Origin of the sequence: Streptomyces sp. 6N223 (assembly GCF_052246635.1) — a bacterium.
Taxonomy (GTDB): domain Bacteria; phylum Actinomycetota; class Actinomycetes; order Streptomycetales; family Streptomycetaceae; genus Streptomyces.
This window is the reverse complement of sequence record NZ_JBQQCA010000024.1, coordinates 38536-50790: the sequence shown is the minus strand read 5'-3', so window position 1 is coordinate 50790 and position 12255 is coordinate 38536. Positions and strand designations below refer to the sequence as shown.

Sequence of the window (12255 nt, the reverse complement as noted above, 5' to 3'; positions counted from 1 at the left end):
CGCACAGACGTCGTGAGAATCCTCACGCTCCGCCGCTGGTGGGGGCGGGTGCCGTCGCCTGGACGGCCGCAGGCGCGGGGGCGGCCGCGGGGCCCGGAGGGGCGGGGCGCGCCGCCCGGGCCGCCGGAGACGCCGCCGCGGACGCCACCGGGGTGGCCGCCAGGGTGCGCAGGAACGCCAGGTCCACCTCGGTCAGCGAGCCCACCACCAGCCGGCCGGCGGCCGGCGGGATCGGGGCGACCGAGGGCACCGCCACCACCCGGCAGCCGGCCGCCTCGGCCGAGGCCACGCCGGTGGCGGTGTCCTCCACGGCGACGCAGCGGTGCGGGTCGGCGCCGAGCCGGGCCGCGGCGGTGAGGTAGGGGTCGGGGTGCGGCTTGGTGCGCTCCAGCTCGTCGCCCGCGATGGTGACGGCGAAGTTCTCCGGTCCCAGCGAGGCCAGCATCCGGTCGATCACGGTGCGGTGCGAGGCGGAGACCAGCGCGGCGGGCACCCGGTGGGCGGTGAGTTCGGTCAGCAGCCGCCGCGCGCCGGGCATGAGCGGCACGCCGCCGTCGACCCGGCGCAGGAACGCGGCGTTGAGCAGGTCCTTCAGCGTGTCGAGCGCGATGTCGGCGCCCGTCTCCTCGATGAGGTAGCCAGCGCTGCGGGTCATGGGCCCGCCGACCACCACCTGCCGGTGCTCCTCGCGCAGCCGGTGGCCCAGGCGGCGGAAGACCTCGACCTCGGCGTCCCACCAGAAGCCCTCGGTGTCGACCAGGGTGCCGTCCATGTCCAGCAGGACGGCCTGCGGCTCGGTGCCCGGCGCGATGCGGGTGTCGATGGCGGGCAGGGAATGCGTCATCCGCGCACACCTCCATAAGGGGCCAGAAGGCCGGCCACACCCTTCCCGGCGGGGAGGAGGCGGCCGGCCTGTACCGGATCGACCAGTTTACGCCCTCACGTGAACGGCCGCCCGGCGCGCGGGGCACGGCGGTCAGCGGGCGTTGAAATAGTTGGCTTCCGGGTGGTGAAGGACGATCGCGTCGGTGGACTGCTCGGGGTGGAGCTGGAACTCCTCGGACAGGGTCACGCCGATGCGCTCCGGCTCCAGCAGCTCGGCGATCTTGGCGCGGTCGGCCAGCTCGGGGCAGGCGGGGTAGCCCAGCGAGTAGCGGCAGCCCTGGTACTCGGTGCGGAACATGCCGGACAGCTCGTCCGGGTCCGCCCCGGCGATGCCCAGCTCGTTGCGGACGCGGGCGTGCCAGTACTCGGCCAGGGCCTCGGCGAGCTGCACGGACAGGCCGTGCAGCTCCAGGTAGTCGCGGTAGGCGTCGGAGGCGAAGAGCTCGGCGGTGGCCTCGCTGACGCGGGCGCCCACGGTGACGGTCTGGAGGGCGACGACATCGGTCTCGCCGCTCGCGGCCGGGCGGAAGAAGTCGGCCAGGCACAGGCGGCGGCCGCGACGCTGCCGCGGGAAGGTGAAGCGGGTGCGCTCGGCGCCGTCCTCGCCGAGGATGACGAGGTCGTCGCCGTCGGCGTGGCACGGGAAGTAGCCGTAGACGACGGCCGCCTCCAGCAGGCCGTCGGTGTGCAGCCGGTCGAGCCAGCCGCGGAGCCGGGGCCTGCCCTCGGTCTCGACGAGCTCCTCGTAGGACGGGCCCTCCGGGCCGCGGGCCGTCTTCAGGCCCCACTGGCCCTTGAACAGCGCGTCCTCGTCCAGCCACTCGGCGTACTCCTTGAGCGGGATGCCCTTGACCACGCGGGTCCCGGTGAAGGGCACCCGCGGGACGGGCACGTCGGTGGCGGTGTCCGAGCGGACCGGGCCGCCGGAGTCGGCAGCGGCCTCGGGCGGCGCGGCGGCGGCGTTGCGGCTCGGGACGCGGCGGCGCCGCAGCTCGGGCAGGGTGGCGCCGGGGACGCCGCGCTTGACGGCGACGAGGGCGTCCATCAGCTTCAGGCCCTCGAAGGCGTCGCGGGCGTAGCGGACCTCGCCCTGGTAGACCTCGTGCAGGTCCTGCTCGACGTAGGCGCGGGTGAGGGCGGCGCCGCCGAGGATGACGGGGTAGTCGGCGGCCATGCCGCGCCGGTTGAGCTCCTCCAGGTTCTCCTTCATCACCACCGTGGACTTCACCAGCAGCCCGGACATGCCGATCACGTCGGCGCGATGCTCCTCGGCGGCGTCGAGGATGGCCGAGACGGGCTGCTTGATGCCGAGGTTGACGACGCTGTAGCCGTTGTTGGTGAGGATGATGTCGACGAGGTTCTTGCCGATGTCGTGGACGTCGCCCCGGACGGTGGCCAGCACGATGGTGCCCTTGCCCTGGTCGTCGGTCTTCTCCATGTGGGGCTCGAGGTACGCCACCGCCGCCTTCATCACCTCGGCGGACTGGAGCACGAACGGCAGCTGCATCTGGCCGGAGCCGAAGAGCTCGCCGACGACCTTCATGCCCTCCAGCAGGATCTCGTTGACGATGACGAGGGCCGACCGGGTGGTCAGGGCCTCGTCGAGGTCCTCGGTGAGGCCCTTGCGCTCGCCGTCGATGATGCGCCGCTTGAGGCGTTCCTCCAGGGGCAGCGCCAGCAGCTCCTCGGTCTTGCCCGCCTTCATCGACTTGGCGTCGACGCCCTCGAAGAGCGTCAGGAAGCGCTGCAGCGGGTCGTAGTCCGGGCGGCGCCGGTCGTGGATCAGGTCCAGGGCGACCTCGACCTGCTCGGCGTCGATGCGGTTGATCGGCAGGATCTTCGCGGCGTGGACGATGGCGGAGTCCAGGCCCGCCTGGACGCACTCGTGGAGGAAGACGGAGTTGAGCACCAGGCGCGCGGCGGGGTTGAGCCCGAAGGAGATGTTGGACAGGCCGAGGGTGGTCTGGACGGCCGGGTGGCGGCGCTTCAGCTCGCGGATGGCCTCGATGGTGTTGACGCCGTCGCGGCGGGACTCCTCCTGGCCGGTGCAGATGGTGAAGGTCAGGCAGTCGATGATGATGTCGGACTCGGCCACGCCCCAGGTGCCGGTGAGGTCGGCGATGAGCCGCTCGGCGATGGCGACCTTGTCCTCGACGGTGCGGGCCTGGCCGTTCTCGTCGATGGTCAGCGCCATGAGCGCGGCGCCGTGCTCCACGGCGAGGCGGGCGACGCGGGCGAAGCGGGAGTCGGGGCCGTCGCCGTCCTCGTAGTTGACGGAGTTGATGACGGCCCGGCCGCCGAGCGCCTCCAGGCCGGCCTGGAGGACGGCCGGCTCGGTGGAGTCGAGCACGATCGGCAGCGTGGAGGCGGTGGCGAAGCGGCCGGCGAGCTCCCGCATGTCGGCCACGCCGTCGCGCCCGACGTAGTCCACGCACAGGTCCAGCAGGTGGGCGCCCTCGCGGGTCTGTTCCCGCGCCATCTCGACGCAGTCCTCCCAGCGGCCCTCCAGCATGGCGGTGCGGAACTTCTTCGAGCCGTTGGCGTTGGTCCGCTCGCCGATCGCCAGGTAGGAGGTGTCCTGCCGGAAGGGAACGGCCTGGTAGAGGGAGGACGCGCCGGGCTCGGGGCGTGCCTCGCGCGGCGCGGGCGCGAGGGCGCGGACGCGCTCGACGACCTGCCGCAGGTGCTCGGGGGTGGTGCCGCAGCAGCCGCCGACGAGGCTGACGCCGAACTCGCCGATGAAGGTCTCGTGGGCGTCGGCGAGCTCGCCGGGGGTGAGCGGGTAGTGGGCGCCGTCGCGGCCCAGGACCGGCAGCCCGGCGTTCGGCATGCAGGACAGGGGCACGCGTGCGTGGCGGGAGAGGTGGCGCAGGTGCTCGCTCATCTCGGCGGGGCCGGTGGCGCAGTTCAGGCCGATCATGTCGATGCCCAGCGGCTCCAGCGCGGTCAGGGCGGCGCCGATCTCGGAGCCGAGGAGCATGGTGCCGGTGGTCTCGACGGTGACCTGGACGAGGACGGGCACGGCCACGCCCGTGGCGGTCACGGCGCGCTTGGCGCCGAGCACGGCGGCCTTGGTCTGGAGGAGGTCCTGGCTGGTCTCGATCAGGAGGGCGTCGGCGCCGCCCTCGATCAGGCCCTCGGCGTTGCGCTGGTAGGCGTCCCGCAGGTCGGCGTAGCGGACGTGCCCGAGGGTCGGCAGCTTGGTGCCGGGGCCCATGGAGCCCAGCACCCAGCGCTGGCGGCCGTCGGCGGCGGTGAGCTCGTCGGCGACCTCGCGGGCGACGCGGCCGCCGGCGCGGGAGAGCTCGCCGACGCGGTCGGCGATGCCGTACTCGCCGAGGGCGGAGAGGTTGGCGCCGAAGGTGTTGGTCTCCACGCAGTCGACTCCGGCCTCGAAGTAGGCGCGGTGGACGGAGCGGACGATGTCGGGGCGGGTGACGTTGAGGACCTCGTTGCAGCCTTCGAGCTGCTGGAAGTCCTCCAGGGTGGGGTCCTGCGCCTGGAGCATGGTGCCCATCCCGCCGTCCGCGACCACGACGCGGGAGGCGAACGCCTCGCGCAGGGCGTCGGCGCGGCGTTCCTGGGCGGGGGGCCGCGGGCCGGGTGACGCGGGCGTTGCCAGGCTGGGGGTGGGCGAGGTCATGGGGTGCTCCCTGGGTGCGACGGCTGTCGGCTATGCGGCCGCCGGCAGGTCGCGGGCGGGCGCACGCGGCCAGCCTATCCGCAGCGCGGCTTCCGGCTCCCCGATATCCGGCCGGTTCCGGCCCGTAGACTCTTTTCCGGCTTCCGGGGGTATCGAGATCACCTGATCTCGTTCGACAATGCCGAACGTGAGTGGATCCGGACGGGACCCGGGTCCGACGACGCCTGGCGGCGCGAGAGCAGGGAGGCATTCCGATGGCTCGCACCATCCAGTCACTGGAGCGGGCGGCGGCGGTGCTGCGGCTGCTAGCCGGTGGCGAGCGGCGCCTGGGCCTGTCCGACATCGCCTCCTCCATAGGGCTCGCCAAGGCCACCGCCCACGGCCTGCTGCGCACGCTGCAGCAGGAGGGCTTCGTCGAGCAGGACGAGGAATCCGGCAAGTACCAGCTCGGCGCCGAGCTGCTTCGCCTGGGCAACAGCTACCTGGACGTGCACGAGCTGCGGGCCCGCGCCCTGGTGTGGACCGACGACCTGGCGCGGGCCAGCGGCGAGAGCGCGTACCTCGGCGTGCTGCACCAGCAGGGCGTGCTCATCGTGCACCACGTCTTCCGGCCGGACGACAGCCGGCAGGTGCTGGAGGTCGGCGCCATGCGGCCGCTGCACAGCACCGCCCTGGGGAAGGTGCTGGCCGCCTTCGACCCGGTGGCGTACAACGAGGTGATGGACGGCCGCTTCGAGGCGATCACCGAGCTGACCGTGACCGACCCGGTGGAGTTCGACAAGGGTCTCGAGCTGGTGCGGGTGCGCGGCTGGGCCAGCGACGTGGGCGAGACCTGGGACGGCGTGGCCTCCATCGCCGCGCCGATCCTCGACCGCCGGAAGATGCCGGTGGGGGCGGTGGGCATCGCCGGCGCGGTGGAGCGGATGCAGTCGGGCCACGAGCTCCGGCCGCAGCTGATCGCGGCGGTACGGGACTGCGCCCGGTCCGTGTCGCGCGACCTCGGCGCCGGGCGCTTCTAGAACAATCCAGTAACAACTGATTCGCGGAGAGTTATCTACAGCGCACCCCCTTGACGCCGGACTCTCCCAGAGAAAAACTGCCGGTCGTTGGTCGACATTGTCGAACATCGGACGAAAGTCGACCAGATCCCTGGACGAAGGACAAAGGAGTCACGGATGTCCAGCTCCGACATCTTTTTTGGCGAGATCCTCGGCACCGCCACACTGATCCTGCTCGGTGGCGGCGTCGTCGCCGGCGTCGTGCTCAAGAAGTCCAAGGCGTTCGGCGCCGGCTGGGTCGCCATCACCTTCGGGTGGGGCTTCGCGGTGCTCGCCGGCGTCTATGTCTCTACCCAGCTCTCCGGCGCCCACCTCAACCCGGCCGTCACCCTCGGCATCGCCCTGGACAGCGGCGAGTGGAACGACGTCCCCACCTACTTCGCCGGCCAGATGATCGGCGCCATGCTCGGCGCGACCCTCGTGTGGCTCGCCTACTACGGACACTTCGAGGCCCATCTGCGGGACCGCGAGCTCGTCGGCGGGTCCGGCATCCCCGGGCCGGAGGCGGTCGAGGAGGAGCCCGCCGTGCGCGAGGAGCGGCCCGCCGCCCGTTCCGACGAGCCCGGCCCGGTCCTCGGCGTCTTCTCCACCGCCCCCGAGATCCGCAACACCGTGCAGAACCTCGCCACCGAGATCATCGGCACCACGGTGCTGGTGCTGCTGGTCCTGGCCATCGGCCTCAACGAGGGCCTGGCCGTCTCCGGCACCGGCGGCTTCATGGTGGCCCTGGTCGTCGTCGGCATCGGCCTCTCCCTCGGCGGGCCGACCGGATACGCCATCAACCCGGCCCGCGATCTGGGACCCCGCATCGTCCACGCCCTGCTCCCGCTCGGGCCGAACAAGGGCGGCTCGGACTGGAGCTACGCCTGGATCCCGGTGGCCGGACCCCTGATCGGCGGCGCCCTGGCGGCCGGCATCCACAACCTCATCAACTGAGCCCCTGACCACCCGACCACTCCGCCCGCAGCCCACCACCGACCAGGAGCCGCCGCATGAGCGACACACCCACCGCCCCCCGCGAGTACATCGCGGCCATCGACCAGGGCACGACGTCCAGCCGCTGCATCGTCTTCGACCACGACGGCCGCATCGTCGCCGTCGACCAGAAGGAGCACGAGCAGATCTTCCCCCGCCCCGGCTGGGTGGAGCACGACGCCACCGAGATCTGGACCAACGTCCAGGAGGTCGTGGCCGGAGCCCTGCGCAAGGGCGGCATCGCCAAGGACCAGGTGAAGGCGATCGGCATCACCAACCAGCGCGAGACCACGCTGCTGTGGGACAAGGCCACCGGCGAGCCGGTGCACAACGCCATCGTCTGGCAGGACACCCGCACCGACGCCCTCTGCCGCGAGCTGGGCCGCAACGTCGGCCAGGACCGGTTCCGCCGCGAGACCGGCCTGCCGCTGGCCTCCTACTTCGCCGGCCCCAAGATCCGCTGGCTGCTGGACAACGTCGAGGGCCTGCGCGACCGCGCCGAGCGCGGCGAGATCCTCTTCGGCACCATGGACTCCTGGGTCATCTGGAACCTCACCGGCGGCGTCGACGGCGGCGTCCACGTCACCGACGTCACCAACGCCTCCCGCACCCTGCTGATGAACCTGCGCACCCTCGCCTGGGAGGAGCGCATCCTCGACTCCATCGGCGTCCCGGCCGCCGTGCTCCCCGAGATCCGCTCCTCCGCCGAGGTCTACGGCTACGCCAAGGGCGGCGCCCTCGACGGCGTTCCCGTCGCCTCCGCCCTCGGCGACCAGCAGGCCGCGCTCTTCGGCCAGACCTGCTTCGCCGTCGGCGAGGCCAAGTCCACCTACGGCACCGGCACCTTCCTGCTGATGAACACCGGCAGCGAGGTCATCAACTCCTACGCCGGACTGATCACCACCGTCGGCTACCGCATCGGCGACCAGGCGCCCGTCTACTCCCTCGAGGGCTCCATCGCCATCACCGGCGCCCTGGTGCAGTGGATGCGCGACCAGCTCGGCCTGATCAGCACCGCGCCCGAGATCGAGACCCTGGCCCTGTCGGTGGAGGACAACGGCGGCTGCTACTTCGTCCCCGCCTTCTCCGGCCTCTTCGCCCCCTACTGGCGCTCCGACGCGCGCGGCGTCATCGCCGGCCTGACCCGGTACGTCACCAAGGCCCACATCGCGCGGGCCGTGCTGGAGGCCACCGCCTGGCAGACCCGCGAGATCGTCGACGCGATGAAGAAGGACTCCGGCGTCGAGCTCACCGCCCTCAAGGTCGACGGCGGCATGACCTCCAACAACCTGCTGATGCAGAGCATCTCGGACTTTCTCGACGCGCCCGTGGTGCGCCCGATGGTCTCCGAGACGACCTGCCTCGGCGCCGCCTACGCCGCCGGGCTCGCCACGGGCTTCTGGACCAGCATCGAGGACCTGCGCGCGAACTGGCGCCGCGCCGCCGAGTGGAACCCGCAGATGGACGCCGGCGAGCGGGAGCGGGAGTACAAGCAGTGGCTCAAGGCGGTGCAGAGCAGCATGGGCTGGCTCGAGGAGGACTGAGGACCGAGAACCGAGGACGGAGGACCGAGGACGGGGGGCCGGGACACGAGGGGACCCGGGACGCCGCCGGGCCCCGCGCCGTCACCCGGCGGCGCGGCGCCCGGCGGCGTCCGGCTCCCGGCCGGTGAGCCGGGCGTTTCCATGCGTACGCGGGCTGCGGGCTGGGCACGGTGACGCCGTAGGCTGGGGCCGCACGGAACACATCGGCAGCCGGGGCCGGGCCTCGTCCCGCCCCGCCCGGAAGGAGGCCTGGGTGATCGAGCTCGAAGGGATTCCCGAGCTGGTCGACCCGGTCATGGTGGCCGCGTTCGAAGGCTGGAACGATGCCGGTGACGCCGCCTCCGCCGCGGTCGCCCATCTTGAGCGGGAGTGGAAGGGCGAGGTGTTCGCGGCGCTGGACGCCGAGGACTACTACGACTTCCAGGTCAACCGGCCGCACATGTGGCTGGACGGCGGTGTGCGCCGCGTCACCTGGCCGACCACCCGGCTGTCCGTCGCCCGCGCCGGCTCCGACGGCGGCCCGGGCAGGCGCCGCGACCTGGTGCTCGTGCGCGGCATCGAGCCGAGCATGCGCTGGCGCTCGTTCTGCAACGAGATCCTCGGCTTCGCCCACGAGCTGGGCGTGGAGATGGTGGTGGTGCTCGGGGCGCTGCTGGGCGACACTCCGCACACCCGGCCGGTGCCCGTCACGAGCGTCACCTCGGACGAGGAGCTGGCGCGCACGCTGGACCTGGAGGAGTCGCGGTACGAGGGGCCGACCGGCATCGTCGGCATCCTGCAGGAGGCATGCGCGCACGCCGGGGTGCCGGCGGTGAGCCTGTGGGCGGCGGTGCCGCACTACGTGTCGCAGCCGCCCAACCCGAAGGCGTCGCTCGCGCTGCTGAACTCCCTGGAGGACCTGCTGGGCGTGGGCATCCCGCTGGGCGACCTGCCGGAGGACTCCCGGGCCTGGCAGATCGGCGTCGACCAGCTCGCCGCCGAGGACAGCGAGGTCGCCGAGTACGTGCAGTCCCTTGAGCAGGTCAGGGACACCACGGAGCTGCCGGAGGCGTCCGGCGAGGCGATCGCCAAGGAGTTCGAGCGCTACCTGAGGCGGCGCGACGGCTCGCCGCCCGCGCCGCCCGGGCCCGGCGACTCCGGCTCGTACCTGCGCGACCCGGGCAGCGGGCGCACCCGGCCGCGCCGGCGGCCGGAGGGCGAGGGCCCCGGCCCCGGCCCCGCGAGCGGTCCTGGCGAGGGCGCGGGCGACGGCGACGAGTAGCCGCCGCTACGCCGCGCCGCTCCCGTGCGCGGCTCCCCAGGCTCCCTGGGCTCCCCGGCGTTTCACAGCGCCACCCCCAGCAGCGCGTCCACGGCGCGGCTGACGACGCCGGGCGCGCCGGGATCTGCGCCGCCGTCGGCGAGCTGGGCCGCCGCCCACCGGTCGACGGCGGCGAGCGCCGCGGGGGCGTCGAGGTCGTCGGCCAGGGCCGCGCGGACCCCGGCCACCAGCCCGTCGGCCGCCGGACCGTCCGGGCGCGAGACGGCCGCCCGCCACCGCTCCAGGCGGCCGGCGGCCCCGGCCAGCACGGCGTCGGTCCACTCCCATTCGGCGCGGTAGTGGTGGGCCAGCAGCGCCAGCCGGATCGCGGCCGGGTCCACTCCCTCGCGCCGCAGCCGCGAGACGAAGACCAGGTTGCCCTTGGACTTCGACATCTTCTCGCCCTCGTACGCCACGAGCCCGGCGTGGACGTAGGCGGAGGCGTAGGGGTACTCGCCGGTGAGGACCTGGGCGTGCGAGGCGCCCATCTCGTGGTGCGGGAAGACGAGATCGGTGCCGCCGCCCTGCATGTCGAAGCCCATGCCGAGGTGTTCGAGCGCGATCGCCACGCACTCGATGTGCCAGCCGGGGCGGCCCGGGCCGAGGGAGCCGCCGTCCCAGGCGGGCTCGCCCGGCCGCTCGGCCCGCCACAGCAGCGGGTCGACGGGGTGCTTCTTGCCCGGGCGGTCCGGGTCGCCGCCGCGCTCCGCCGACAGCGCCCGCATCGTGGCGGCGTCCAGCCGCGAGACCGCGCCGAAGTGCCGGTCGGACTCGACCGAGAAGTAGACGTCGCCCTCCAGGTCGTACGCCGCGCCCAGGGACCGCAGCCGCTCGATCAGCGGGATGATCAGCGGTATCGACTCCACCGCCCCGAGGTAGTGGCGGGGAGGGAGGACCCGCAGCGCCGTCATGTCCTCGCGGAAGCCGGTGGTCTCGCGCTCCGCCAGCGCCCGCCAGTCCTCGCCGGTCGCGGCGGCCCGCTCCAGCAGCGGGTCGTCCACGTCCGTGACGTTCTGGACGTAGTGCACCTCATGGCCGGCGTCGAGCCACACGCGCTGGACCAGGTCGAATGCGGTGTAGGTGGCGGCGTGCCCGATGTGGGTGGCGTCGTAGGGCGTGATGCCGCAGACGTAGAGGCGGGCCACCGGGCCCGGGGTGAGCGTCACCCGCCCGCCTGTCGCGGTGTCGTGAACCGAGAGGTCACGTCCCTGACCGGGCAGTACGGGAACCGTGGAGGCGGGCCAGGCATGCATGTCCATGAGCCTAGCCGGAGCTCCTCGGCGGATCGAACGGGCGGGGATGAACAGTCGGGGACAAGACCGACGGACCGTCAGAGAATGGGCCAGGGAATCGCCGGCCACTCGCCGCCCGGCCTCGGATAACGCCGGGTGCGCAGCAGCGCCGCCGTCCGCTCGCGCAGCGCCCGGCACTCCGCCTCGCTGATCAGTTCGCGCAGCCGCGCCAGCAGCGGGCGTCCGGCCGCCAGTTCGGCAGCGAGTCCGCGCAGCGCCCCCACCACGCCCTCCGGCAGCGGCTCGCCCGCCCATCCCCACAGCAGGGTGCGCAGCTTGTCCTCGGTGTGGAAGGTCACGCCGTGGTCGATCCCGTACAGCCTGCCGTCGGGGAGCGGCAGCAGGTGGCCGCCCTTGCGGTCGCCGTTGTTGATGACGGCGTCCAGCGCGGCGAGCCGCCGCAGCCGCTCGTCGTCGGCGTGGACCAGCAGCGCCGTGCGGCCGTCGCCGACGCTGGCGCGGACCACCGGCCGCCAGCCGGGGCCGGGCGCGTCGCCGTCCACGAGGGCCAGCAGACCCTCGGGGCCCTGGCCGAAGTCCTCGGCGTCGGGGGCGGGGCCGACCCACAGCTGGCACATGCCCTCGCCGTAGGGCCCGTCGCGCAGCACCGTGGGCGGCACCAGGTCCCAGCCGAGCGCCCGGCACACCTCGTACGCCGCCACCTCGCGCTGGGCGAGGGTGCCGTCGGGGAAGTCCCACAGCGGGCGCTCGCCGGCGACGGGCTTGTACACGCACGGCAGGCGCTCGCCCGCCAGCTCGGCGGTGGCGTAGAGCACGGCGTTGGAGGCGTCCGCGACGCGGGCGTGGACGGTCAGCTCGCCGCTGGTCAGGACCTCGGTCGCCGTGGCCGCGTCCGTCACGCCGCCCTGCTGCGGCGGTATCCGTTCTGGCGCGGACATACGTGTCCCTCCGGGTCGAGCGGCAGGCTGCACAGCGGGCAGGGCGGGCGTCCCGCCTTGACGACCTCCATCGCGCGCTTGGCGAAGGCGCGGGCCACGGTGCCGGAGATCCGCACGCGGAGCATGGGCGGCCCGTTCTCGTCGTCCCGCAGCAGCCGCTCCTCGGCCTCGGCGAACTCCTCCTCGGAGTCCGCGTCGAGCTCCACCAGGGCCTGGGCCTCGACGATCATGCGCTCGTTGTCGCTGTCCCAGGCCAGGGCCATGGTGCCGACGCGGAACTCCTCCTCGACGGGGGTCTGCAGGGGCTCGGCGTCGGTCACCTCGGCGGGCGCGACCGCCGGGACGGAGGTGTTGCCCCCGGAACGCCGCACCACCTCGTCCAGCAACTCGTCGATGCGCTCGGCGAGCGCCTCCACCTGTGCCTTCTCCAGCGCGACGCTGGTGGTCCGGCCCGCCGCCGACGCCTGCAGAAAGAACGCACGGCGGCCAGGCAGTCCGACGGTCCCCGCGACGAAGCGTTCGGGAGGGTCGTAGAGGAACACCTGACGGGACACGCACTGCTCCGTGGGACTCGTTGGGGTCTTGTGGGGGTCGTCTCGAACGTCTTGCCGGAACGTCCTGGCGCGACGCCCTGCCGGACGCCCTGCCGGGACACTGGC

General features: G+C 73.1%; 9 protein-coding genes. 4 read left to right on the top strand and 5 right to left on the bottom strand.

The features are described 5' to 3' along the window. Positions 1-22 precede the first annotated feature (22 nt). Positions 23-844 carry an HAD family hydrolase gene (locus ACTWQH_RS16825; RefSeq protein WP_443287381.1) on the bottom strand — a complete coding sequence of 274 codons (822 nt, stop codon included), beginning with the start codon at positions 842-844 and terminating at the stop codon, positions 23-25. 132 nt (positions 845-976) lie between these two features. After that, a complete protein-coding gene (gene metH, locus ACTWQH_RS16820) occupies positions 977-4528 on the bottom strand; it encodes a methionine synthase (RefSeq protein ID WP_443287380.1) in 3552 nt (1183 codons plus the stop codon). Between the two features lie 254 nt (positions 4529-4782). Between metH and ACTWQH_RS16815 the strand changes: the two genes are divergently transcribed. From ACTWQH_RS16815 to ACTWQH_RS16800, 4 genes are all read left to right on the top strand, one after another. Continuing rightward, positions 4783-5547, top strand: a complete 765-nt coding sequence (locus ACTWQH_RS16815) for an IclR family transcriptional regulator (protein WP_443287379.1) — start codon at positions 4783-4785, stop codon at positions 5545-5547. Positions 5548-5703: 156 nt separating this feature from the next. Next, positions 5704-6522 (top strand): MIP/aquaporin family protein, encoded by an 819-nt coding sequence (locus ACTWQH_RS16810; RefSeq protein WP_443287378.1) that lies wholly within the window; start codon positions 5704-5706, stop codon positions 6520-6522. Positions 6523-6578: 56 nt separating this feature from the next. Next, positions 6579-8105, top strand: a complete 1527-nt coding sequence (glpK, locus tag ACTWQH_RS16805; protein WP_443287377.1) for a glycerol kinase GlpK — start codon at positions 6579-6581, stop codon at positions 8103-8105. A gap of 253 nt (positions 8106-8358) precedes the next feature. Beyond that, positions 8359-9366, top strand: a complete 1008-nt coding sequence (locus tag ACTWQH_RS16800; RefSeq protein WP_443287375.1) for a PAC2 family protein — start codon at positions 8359-8361, stop codon at positions 9364-9366. 62 nt (positions 9367-9428) lie between these two features. Here ACTWQH_RS16800 and mshC read toward each other — a convergent pair whose 3' ends face one another. The 3 genes from mshC to ACTWQH_RS16785 all read right to left on the bottom strand — a co-directional run bounded on the left by mshC (position 9429) and on the right by ACTWQH_RS16785 (position 12150). Next, positions 9429-10658, bottom strand: a complete 1230-nt coding sequence (gene mshC, locus ACTWQH_RS16795; RefSeq protein ID WP_443287374.1) for a cysteine--1-D-myo-inosityl 2-amino-2-deoxy-alpha-D-glucopyranoside ligase — start codon at positions 10656-10658, stop codon at positions 9429-9431. Positions 10659-10735: 77 nt separating this feature from the next. Continuing rightward, the gene (locus ACTWQH_RS16790; protein ID WP_443287373.1) at positions 10736-11596 is read right to left on the bottom strand and encodes an SCO1664 family protein; all 861 of its coding nucleotides are present in this window, start codon (positions 11594-11596) and stop codon (positions 10736-10738) included. Then, on the bottom strand, positions 11554-12150 hold the full coding sequence (locus ACTWQH_RS16785) for a DUF3090 domain-containing protein (RefSeq protein WP_443287372.1): 597 nt from the start codon (positions 12148-12150) through the stop codon (positions 11554-11556). Before ACTWQH_RS16785 ends, ACTWQH_RS16790 begins: the two co-directional genes overlap by 43 nt. Positions 12151-12255 lie beyond the last annotated feature (105 nt).

What these genes read in the sequence shown, in the direction of transcription:
- glpK (WP_443287377.1), top strand. Translation starts at nt 6,579, where the DNA reads ATGAGCGACACACCCACCGCCCCCCGCGAGTACATCGCGGCCATCGAC.
- metH (WP_443287380.1), bottom strand. Translation starts at nt 4,528, where the DNA reads ATGACCTCGCCCACCCCCAGCCTGGCAACGCCCGCGTCACCCGGCCCG.
- mshC (WP_443287374.1), bottom strand. Translation starts at nt 10,658, where the DNA reads ATGCATGCCTGGCCCGCCTCCACGGTTCCCGTACTGCCCGGTCAGGGA.
- ACTWQH_RS16815 (WP_443287379.1), top strand. Translation starts at nt 4,783, where the DNA reads ATGGCTCGCACCATCCAGTCACTGGAGCGGGCGGCGGCGGTGCTGCGG.
- ACTWQH_RS16790 (WP_443287373.1), bottom strand. Translation starts at nt 11,596, where the DNA reads ATGTCCGCGCCAGAACGGATACCGCCGCAGCAGGGCGGCGTGACGGAC.
- ACTWQH_RS16810 (WP_443287378.1), top strand. Translation starts at nt 5,704, where the DNA reads ATGTCCAGCTCCGACATCTTTTTTGGCGAGATCCTCGGCACCGCCACA.
- ACTWQH_RS16825 (WP_443287381.1), bottom strand. Translation starts at nt 844, where the DNA reads ATGACGCATTCCCTGCCCGCCATCGACACCCGCATCGCGCCGGGCACC.